Origin of the sequence: Cyanobium sp. A1C-AMD, assembly GCF_024346495.1 — a bacterium.
GTDB lineage: Bacteria > Cyanobacteriota > Cyanobacteriia > PCC-6307 > Cyanobiaceae > Cyanobium_A > Cyanobium_A usitatum.
The window spans coordinates 1-8,362 of the sequence record NZ_JAGQDB010000093.1; the positions used below are offsets into that span (position 1 = coordinate 1).

Below are 8,362 nucleotides of genomic sequence, written 5' to 3' on the forward strand. Positions count from 1 at the left end.
TTTCGCCATCCAGGTTCATCAAGGCGAAACGGGTGACGTTCCAGAGCTTGTTGGCGAAGTTGCGGGAGGCCTCCACCGTGGCGGAGGTGTCGGATTTGCGGTCGTAATCGAGGCGGATGTCCTGCCCGGCCCCGGCCACCTCACGCACCAGGGCGAAGCGCAGGGCGTCGGCGCCATAGCGCTCAATCAGCAGCAGCGGGTCGATGCCGTTGCCAGAGGACTTACTCATCTTGCGGTTCTGTTCATCCCGCACCAGGCCGTGGATGTACACGTCTTTGAAGGGAATCCAAGGGATTCCAGAACCTTCCCGTCCACTCATTAGGGCGCCGGCCATCATCGTCATCCGGGCCACCCAGAAAAAGATGATGTCGAAGCCCGTCACCAGCACGCTGGTGGGATACCAGCGCTCCAGGTCGGCAGCATCGGCATCCGGCCAACCCAGGGTGGAGAAGGGCCAGAGGCCACTGGAAAACCAGGTGTCGAGGGCGTCGGGGTCCTGCTCCAGCACCACCGGATGGGCGTGGGTGCCAGTGCCGTAGATGGATTCGGCCTTCGCCATGGCTTCCGACTCATCGCGAGCCACCACATAGGGCGTGTTGTCGGTGATCACACCGCCCGTTTCACTCACCACAAACCAGGCGGGGATGCGATGGCCCCACCACAGCTGACGGGAGATGCACCAGTCGCGGATGTCGGTGAGCCAGTCGCGGTAGACCTTGCTCCAGCGCTCCGGCACGAAGCGGGGATCGGCGTTCTCGAGGGCCTCACGGCAGCGGGCCGCCAGGGGCTCGGTTTTGACAAACCACTGGGTGGAGAGCAGCGGCTCCACCGGCACCTTGCCGCGATCGGAGAAGGGCACGCTGTGGCGGTAGTCCTCCACCTTCACCAGGAAGCCTTCGGCGTCCATGGCCGCAACCACCGCTTGGCGAGCCTCGAAGCGATCCAGTCCGGCGAAGCGGCCGGCCGCTTCATTCATGGAGCCGTCCTTGGCCATCACCGTGATCAGCGGCAAGTTGTGGCGCTGGCCGATCGCGAAGTCGTTGGGGTCATGGGCCGGGGTCACCTTGACGCAGCCGGTGCCGAACTCCGCATCCACGTGGTCGTCGGCCACGATCGGGATCTCACGCCCCACCAGGGGCAGGGTGAGGGTCTGGCCCACCAGATCGGCGTAACGCGGGTCCTTGGGATTCACCGCCACGGCCGTGTCACCCAGCAGGGTTTCGGGACGGGTGGTGGCCACTTCCAGGAAGCCGTTGCCGGTCGTGAGGGGATAGCGGAAGTGCCAGAGATGGCCGTCCACCTCCTTCATCTCCACCTCCAGATCGCTCACCGCCGAACCGGAGGCCGGGCACCAATTCACCAGGTATTCGCCCCGGTAGATCAGCCCCTGCTCGTGCAGGCGGTTGAAGGCCTCGATCACGGCGGCGCTGCAGCCCCCGTCGAGGGTGAAGCGCTCCCGCTGCCAGTCCACCGAATAGCCGAGGCGGCGCAGCTGGCCCACGATCGTGCCGCCGCTCTCGGCCTTCCAGGCCCAGGCCTGCTCCAGAAAGGCTTCGCGGCCTAGGTCTTCTTTGCGTTTGCCTTCGGCCTTGAGCTGCTTCTCGAGGATCGTCTGCACGGCGATCGAGGCGTGGTCAGTGCCGGGTAGGCACAGCACGTTTTTGCCGCGCAGGCGCTGGAAGCGCACGATCGTGTCGATCAGGGCCGTGTTGAAGGCATGGCCCATGTGCAGGCTGCCGGTCACGTTCGGCGGCGGAATCACCACAGAAAAAGGCTCGCCCGGAGCCGCCGGATCCGGGTGAAAGGCGCCGCTGCTCTCCCAGGCCTGCTGCCAGCGGCTCTCGGTGCCCGCCGGGTCGTAGGTCTTGGGCAGCCCTTCGGCTGCGGCGGTCTTGGGCAGGGCCGCTTCGGGTGCTGGGGCAGACAGCTCGGTCACGGCGGCTCAACGGTAAATGGAGCCATGCTCGCAAAACGGGCTGAGGCCAGGGATGATGAGCCCGCAGAACAAGGCCATGCCGCAATCCTCGGCCCCCTCACAGGCGTCACGACGCGTGGCATGGCGCTGCCTACCCGTGTTGGCCTCGCTGCTGCTGCTCGGTTGTCGCGCCGGCGATGGGCTGCCCAACGTGCTCTACCTCGGGATGGAGGTGAACCCCGACGAAAGGATCGACGCCAACTTGCTCAACGACACCCGGCAGCGACTGGGCGAACTAGAGGCTGGCTACAGGCAGCTTCACCCCAACACCCGCTTTCAGGTCAGCCTTTACCCCGGGCAGAAACTGACCTGGGCGATCCAGCACCGCAACCTGGCCGGGCTGGGGCCTGATCTGCTACTCCTCAACGGGGACACGGCCGTGCGGCTGCTGAAGGCGGGAGTGATCGCGCCCTACCCACAAACCGGGGCAGATCTCAACATGTTCGATCCCCAGGTGCTCAGTCGACTGCGCACCCCCTCCGGAGACCTGGCCGGGCTGCCATTTCTGGTGCAAACCCAGCTGGCCTGCTTCAACCGCCGGCGACTGCCCGCCGCACCAACCACCCTGCAGCAGCTGCTCGACATGAGTGCAAAAGGGTATCCCGTGGGCCTCACGATGGAGGCCCACAACCTCTTCTGGACAGCCGGCAGCCTTGGTGCTGTCGACGCCATCGATACAGCTGCAGCCGGCAGGCAACCCAGCGGGGCCCAGCAGCAGGCGATCGAGCGCTGGCTCACCTGGCTGCAAAACGCCAGCAACCAACAGCGCGTCACCTTCTACGCCAGCCAGTCCTCGGCGGAGGCGGAATTCCAGGCGGGCCGCCTCGACTGGTTCCCCTGTCGCAGCGCGGCCATACCGCGGCTGCGCAAGGCCCTGGGGGATGGGCTCGGTGTCGCACCCTTGCCTCGCGGCGAGGGGGGTGATGCCAGTCCAATCAACAAGCTGCGGGTGTTGGCCCTCGGCACCAACGCCAGCCGCAGTAGCCGCGAGCGGGCCCTGGCCTTCAGCCGCTTCAGCGTGAACCCCCTGAGCCAGAGAAATCTCACCCTGGGCTCCCAGGTGGTGCTGCCAGCCAACCGCTTCGTGAGGGTGCCAGTGAGCAGCTCGGCCACGCTTCGCGCCATGGTGACCTCGACCGAGCAGGGCAGCCAGACCAACACCCTGGGGGAGCTGATCCACATCAACGATCCCCGAGTGGCTGAAATCCAGACACTCCTCACCACGCTGGTGTTCGGAGAGGTGCCGCCCACCAGGGCCGGCCAGAGCCTGGTGGCGATCCTGCGGAACCGGCCATGAGAGAGCTGTTGCTGGAAGTGCTGGGCTGGCTGGGCTATTTAGAGCGGCCCGCCGTGTTGCTGCAACTGGCTGTGGCGATCGGGCTGATGGTGTTGCGGCGGTTTGCGGCGCGCCGAAACTGGCTTCCGCGGCTGCGGCCTCAGCACTACACCCCCCTGGCGCTTGTGGTGCTGGCGGCCAGCTGCCTGCTGCTGGCCCTGCTGGGGCTGCCCTACGGACTCAGCGGCCAGCTGGGTGTGCTCTGGCTGGGCTGGTACGGCCTCAACCAGCTGCAGACACTGCTGCAACGCCGCCTCGGCGCGGCAACGGCACGGCAACTCGAGAGCCGCTTGCTGCGACCCGCCTATCTGCTGCTGGGGGCCCTGATGCTGATCACCACCCTCGACAGCATCAGGGATCTGGCCGTGGCCCCCCTAGGCAGCGTGCTGGGTGTGCCCGTCGATGCGGGCAAGCTGTTTAGTGCCGCCCTGATCACCTATCTGGTGCTGGTGGGCTCGGGGCCACCGGCGTCGGGCTTGGCCTGGCTGGTGCAACGGGCCCTGACAACCAGCGATGGCAGCCGTAAAGCCGTGGAGTTGATGCTGCGCTACACCGTGGTGGGCTTGGGCCTGGTATCCGTGGGGGTGCATATGGGCCTCAACACCACCGCCCTGATCGCCGTGGCCGGTGGCCTGTCGGTGGGCCTGGGTTTCGGCATCAAGGAGGTGTTCTCCAACTTCATCAGCGGCATCTGGCTGCTGTTTGAGGGCTCCGTGCGGCCCGGCGAGGTGCTGATGCTCGATGGCGATCCCTGCGAGGTGCGCAGGCTGGGCCTGCGGGCCACGCTGCTGTGGCGCGACCGCGACAACGCCGAACTGCTGATCCCCAACCAGACCTTCTTCACGGAGGCAGCCACCACCTACACCGCCAGCGACCGCATGCGCCGCAGCCAGGTGAACGTTGGAGCGGCCTACCACCACGATCCAGTTGAGGTGATCGCCCTGCTGGAAGCCACGGCGCTGCTAGTGCCGCGGGTGCTGCCAAGCCCGGCCCCAAAGGGCTTGCTGCTCAGCTACGGCGATTCCGCCATCAACTACGCCCTGCGCTTCTGGATCGCCAACCCGATGGACAACGTGACCATCTGCAGCGAGGTGAACCAGGCCATCTGGAGGGCCTTCCGCGCGCACAACATCGAGATCCCCTTTCCCCAGCAGGTGGAGTATTCGATGGTGTGGCCGCCGGAACAGCACAAACCCAACCTCGAACGCCACTAGCTATGAGCCAAGCGGCTCAGGTAGCCCTCCCGGCTGCCGGCATTGATCCAGCCAGTAGCGATTGTTTTGGTGTGCTCCTCGCTCACCCTGCCTCGATGGATGTGGGAGAGGCCAGCCGGAAAGATCACGAGCTTGCCCCGCTCAGCTGGCTCGTGGTGATCCTGCCAATGAAACTCGGTGCCTCCGTTGGGCACGTCGTTGCAATAAAGGATCCAGGCCAGCACCCTGTGCACCGGCTCGGTGGCCTCGTCGCTGATTGTCCAGTCGCAATGCCAGCGCTTGAAACCCTCACCAGGGGCGTAGCGCTGCAGGTTGAAGATCGGATTCACAAACAGCTCCTGCTCCGGGCAGCACTGGCGAAAGAGGCCGCGCTCCTGCAAGTAGCGCTCCAGCCCAGCCGTGACACCGCGCAGGATCACCTCCGCCAGAGCGAAGGCCTCAGGATCGGAGCGGTCGATGGCCACCAGGCTGATGTCGGTGGAAATTTTGGCGGGCTCAGTTTTGCCGCCAGGGCCAAAGGCCACCCCGGGCCGCCGCAGGTCAACGCGGCGCTCATAAAAGGCCATCACCCCATCGGCGAGGGCCTCGAAGCCGGCATTGCGATAGGTAGCAAGCAGGTTCATCAGGAGAGCTCCTGCCAGGGAAGGGCCAGGGCCGCCTCCAACTGCTGCCAGCGCTGCGGCTCCGCCTCGACCCTCCCCAGCAGACCCAGCCGCTCCAAAGCCGCCACCACCCGACCATGATCCAAGGGACCAGCAGGCCCTAAGGGCAGGATTAACACCTGGGGCTCGGCGGGATCGGCAAGCACCCGCAGCTCCAAATCCTCCAGCTCGCGCTCAAAGAAAATTCGCCGCATGCGGCCGGTGAGCCCTGGCCCCAGCGCCTCGGCATAGGCCTCCAGCGAGTCACGATCACCGCTGCAACCGCAATTGAGCGCCAGCCAGATCAGCAGCTTGGCCCAGCTATCAGCAGTCCAGAGAGGCTGAAAGCTCTCACGGTGCTGCCGCACCAACTCGCCAATGGCGAAATCAAACAGGGTTGCCTGCAGGTTGATGGCATTCATGCCTGCCATCCTGCCCAGCTGCCGGCAGACTGCACGGGCATGCGACTGTCCAACCCATGGCCCTCGACTTCAACGACCCCGATTTGGAGTTCAGCGATCTCGTGTACGCCTACCAGAGCTGGGTAATGGCGGTGATCAACGACGAAAAGCTCGGCGGCGAAGAAACCCTGCTCACCGACGAGATCGCTGACGACGCCCTCAACGCCATGCGCTTTCTGCCCGGCGAAGTGACCAGCGCCATCGAAACCAGCCTCGCCCGTGTCTACGACGTAGATGCCGACGAACTCGCCAGCCTGCTGTTCCCAGAAGGCTGACGCCCCCACCCAGAAATGCGCGATGCCGGGTTCGAACCAGCGACATCCTGCTTGTAAGGCAGGCGCTCTACCGCTGAGCTAATCGCGCGGTGTAGGCAAAATACACCCCATGGCTCAGGCCCCACTTCAACGCAAGCTGCGCTGGCAACTGGAGGCCCTCGGGGTGCGGCTGCTGCTGCTGGCGCTGCGGGGGCGCTCCCACCGCAGCATGGGCCGCGGCATTGCCCAAGCCCACCGGCTAGCCAGGCCCTGGCTGCGGCGGCGCCACACCACGGCGATCGCCAACCTGACGCGGGTCTACGGCGAGCAGCTCAGCCAGGGCCAGCGCGAGGCCATCGCCGAGCAGTCGATCAACAGCTTTTTTCTCTCCTGCCTCGAATCGATCATCCAACCGGTTGACGCCTCCTTGATCAGCGCCGAGGGGGAGGGGCTCGACGAGCTGTTGCGGCTGCATCGCCAGGGCCAGGGGGTGATCGTGGGATCGCTGCACCTGGGTTGCTGGGATCTGGGGCTGCGCTGGCTGAGCGAACAGCTGGATACCCCATCTGTCGTGTACCGCCCCGCCCGCAATCCCTACAGCGACGTGCTGCTCAACCGGGCCCGCCAGGCCAACAGCTACTGCAATTGGATTCCCCAGGCCGATGCCAGGTCGATGTTGCGCTGCCTGCACCGCGGCGGCAGCCTCGTGGTGATGACCGACCTCTACAGCCGCAACAGCGAGGTGCAGGTCGACTTCCTCGGCCTGAGCACCAACTTCGTCAAAGGGCCTGCGGCCCTTTCGCAGAAATCGGGTTGCCCCCTATTTCCCGTGGCCCAGGTGCGGGAAGCGAACGGCCGCTTTCGGCTGATATTTGGCGCACCGCTATGGCCCGGCCAGGGTGCCGCCGCCCGGAGGGACCAGCTTGCCGCCGTAGCCCGCTGGCACGAACCCCTGATCCAGGCCTACCCGGAGCAGTACTACTGGATCAACCGGCGCTGGCGAACGGGCGATGGCAGCGGTGAGCGGCTGCGGCCCATCGGCCCACCCGGGCGCTGATCGATGGCCAGCGGCCGCAGCCACGACCGAGCCACCTGGCTCCTGAGCCTGCCCTTTGGGCTGCTGTGGTGGCCCTGGCTGGGTTTGGCGGGGGTGAGCGTGGCCGGCCTGAGCTTTCTGCTGGGCGGCCTGCTGCTCTCCCCCGACCTCGACACCCGCTCCAACCCCACCCGCCGCTGGGGACCGTTGCGGCTGCTCTGGTGGCCCTACCGCAACCTGCTGCGCCATCGCTCCCTGCTCTCCCACAGTCCCCTGCTGGGCACCAGCGGGCGCCTGGCCTACCTGGCGGCGCTGCTGCTGGTGAGCTGCCTGCTGCTGCAACCCTTGGGAGGGCCAGCACCCCAGCAGCTCCTTGCTACCGCCCAGGCGCTCTGGCAGGGCGAGCGTCCGCTGCTGCTGGCCGCCCTGGTGGGCCTGGAGGCCAGCAGCTGGCTGCACCTGATCCAGGATGGCGACCCGATGCCGCGCCTGCCCCGCCGCCGCCGCCGCCGATGAACCCCCAACCCCAGACCCCAGCCCACCTTGAGTCCCTAGCTGAGCTGATCGCCGTGGTGGCTCGCCTGCGCGACCCCGAGAGCGGCTGCCCCTGGGACCTGGCGCAAACCCACGCCTCCCTGGTGCCCTACGTGCTGGAGGAGGCCCACGAGGTGGCCGATGCGATCCGCTCTGGCGACGATCACCACCTGGCGGAGGAACTGGGCGATCTGCTGCTGCAGGTGGTGCTCCACGCCCAGATCGCCAGCGAGGCAGGCAGCTTTGATCTGGCCCAGATCGCTGCAGGCATCAGCGCCAAGCTGGTGCGCCGCCATCCCCATGTGTTTGGCGGTGGCGAGCCGGCCAGCTGGGAGGAGATCAAGGCCGCAGAAAAACCCCAACCCGCCTCCGCAAGCCCCCTCAGCGATCGGCTGGCCGGCAAGGTGCGCGGCCAGCCCGCCCTAGCCGGCGCCATGACGATCTCCAAGCAAGCCGCCGCAGCCGGCTTCGAGTGGGATGACATGGCAGGGGTGTGGGCGAAGGTGCACGAGGAGCTCGACGAGCTCAAGGAGGCTGTGGCCTCCGGAGATCGCTGCCATGCCCAGGAGGAGCTGGGCGACGTGCTGTTCACCCTGGTGAACGTGGCCCGCTGGTGCGGCATCGAACCGGAAGCCGGCCTGGCGGGCACCAACCGCCGCTTCCTGGATCGCTTTTCCCGGGTGGAAGCTGCCCTAGATGGCGACCTAAAGGGCCGCAGCATCGGCGAGCTCGAAGGCCTCTGGCAGCAGGCCAAGGCCGAAATCCGCGCTGAAAACAAGCCAACGCCAGGCTGCTGAGCCTTGGCTGCAACAGTCTCTCAAGTTCCGTACAACCTGTACTGCGAGTATCAGTTCACCCCCGCCAGCGGCGTGACCCGCTTTTGTACTGGCCTCGTGCCTTGTTTCTGATTT

General features: G+C 66.3%; 9 protein-coding genes and 1 tRNA gene. 6 read left to right on the top strand and 4 right to left on the bottom strand.

Annotation, left to right across the window (positions count from 1 at the left end; translation table 11 throughout):
• Nucleotides 1-1,927, bottom strand: a 1,927-nt coding sequence (locus KBY74_RS12275) for a valine--tRNA ligase (RefSeq protein ID WP_396123189.1), incomplete at its 3' end; no start/stop codon positions are given.
• Between the two features lie 145 nt (nt 1,928-2,072).
• Here KBY74_RS12275 and KBY74_RS12280 point away from each other — a divergent pair.
• Nucleotides 2,073-3,272, top strand: coding sequence for an ABC transporter substrate-binding protein (locus KBY74_RS12280; RefSeq protein WP_254942939.1), 1,200 nt, complete (start codon nt 2,073-2,075; stop codon nt 3,270-3,272).
• Entirely contained in the window at nt 3,269-4,525 is a 1,257-nt protein-coding gene (locus tag KBY74_RS12285; RefSeq protein WP_254942940.1) for a mechanosensitive ion channel family protein, read from the top strand. Before KBY74_RS12280 ends, KBY74_RS12285 begins: the two co-directional genes overlap by 4 nt.
• On the opposite strand, the gene KBY74_RS12290 is transcribed toward KBY74_RS12285, so the two are convergent.
• Together KBY74_RS12290 and KBY74_RS12295 are read right to left on the bottom strand one after the other, a co-directional pair.
• Entirely contained in the window at nt 4,522-5,148 is a 627-nt protein-coding gene (locus KBY74_RS12290; protein WP_254942941.1) for a 2OG-Fe(II) oxygenase, read from the bottom strand. The two genes, KBY74_RS12285 and KBY74_RS12290, sit on opposite strands and share 4 nt — an antisense overlap.
• Complete coding sequence (locus KBY74_RS12295) at nt 5,148-5,597, bottom strand: protein phosphatase (RefSeq protein WP_254942942.1); 450 nt, start codon at nt 5,595-5,597, stop codon at nt 5,148-5,150. Before KBY74_RS12295 ends, KBY74_RS12290 begins: the two co-directional genes overlap by 1 nt.
• A 47-nt stretch (nt 5,598-5,644) precedes the next feature.
• Between KBY74_RS12295 and KBY74_RS12300 the strand changes: the two genes are divergently transcribed.
• The gene (locus tag KBY74_RS12300) at nt 5,645-5,902 is read left to right on the top strand and encodes a hypothetical protein (protein WP_106502661.1); all 258 of its coding nucleotides are present in this window, start codon (nt 5,645-5,647) and stop codon (nt 5,900-5,902) included.
• A 16-nt stretch (nt 5,903-5,918) separates the two neighbouring features.
• Here KBY74_RS12300 and KBY74_RS12305 read toward each other — a convergent pair.
• Nucleotides 5,919-5,990, bottom strand: a tRNA-Val gene (locus tag KBY74_RS12305).
• A 21-nt stretch (nt 5,991-6,011) separates the two neighbouring features.
• On the opposite strand from KBY74_RS12305, the gene KBY74_RS12310 reads away from it, so the two are divergent.
• Genes KBY74_RS12310 through mazG form a run of 3 tightly spaced genes read left to right on the top strand, consistent with a single transcriptional unit; the run spans nt 6,012 to nt 8,248 of the window.
• On the top strand, nt 6,012-6,938 hold the full coding sequence (locus tag KBY74_RS12310) for a lysophospholipid acyltransferase family protein (RefSeq protein ID WP_254942943.1): 927 nt from the start codon (nt 6,012-6,014) through the stop codon (nt 6,936-6,938).
• A 3-nt stretch (nt 6,939-6,941) separates the two neighbouring features.
• Complete coding sequence (locus KBY74_RS12315; protein ID WP_254942944.1) at nt 6,942-7,433, top strand: DUF2227 family putative metal-binding protein; 492 nt, start codon at nt 6,942-6,944, stop codon at nt 7,431-7,433.
• Nucleotides 7,430-8,248, top strand: a complete 819-nt coding sequence (mazG, locus tag KBY74_RS12320) for a nucleoside triphosphate pyrophosphohydrolase (protein WP_254942945.1) — start codon at nt 7,430-7,432, stop codon at nt 8,246-8,248. Before KBY74_RS12315 ends, mazG begins: the two co-directional genes overlap by 4 nt.
• The last annotated feature ends 114 nt before the right edge of the window (nt 8,249-8,362 follow it).